1 protein-coding gene is annotated in these 416 nt (G+C 64.7%); it reads left to right on the forward strand.

Going from position 1 to position 416, the window contains the following annotated elements:
• Positions 1–341 (forward strand): transposase (locus AX703_RS04105; RefSeq protein ID WP_082734390.1); only part of this gene is annotated, 341 nt, incomplete at its 5' end.
• Positions 342–416: the final 75 nt, after the last annotated feature.

The following is a 416-nucleotide window of genomic DNA, read 5'->3' on the forward strand; positions in this document are numbered from 1 at the left end:
CCCCCGCCAAGCAAGGCGGGTCCCGCCGGACGATTACCGATGAAGAGAAGCTGGCGATCCTGAAAGAGACGACCGAGCCGGGCGCGATCATGGCGGCAGTGGCGCGTCGGCATGGAATTGGAACCGGTCAGCTTTATACATGGCGGCGGCAGCTTTTGCGCGGGGCGATGGCCGGGTTCGTGCCGGTCGAACTGGTCCCGGATGCGCCGGCGGCGTCATCGGTGTCGCAAGGCCGGATCGATATCCGCGCGCGAGGCGGATTTACGGTGTCGGTCGACAGCCTGTTTGATCGCGGCGCGCTGAAGATGGTGCTCGAACTCATCGGGGAGCTCGAGCTTTGAGCCTGACCTTGCCACCATCGGCGAAGATCTACCTGTCGCTGGCGCCGTGTGACATGCGCAAGGGCTTTGACGGGT

This window comes from Novosphingobium sp. CCH12-A3 (assembly GCF_001556015.1).
GTDB classification, from domain to species: Bacteria; Pseudomonadota; Alphaproteobacteria; order Sphingomonadales; family Sphingomonadaceae; genus Novosphingobium; species Novosphingobium subterraneum.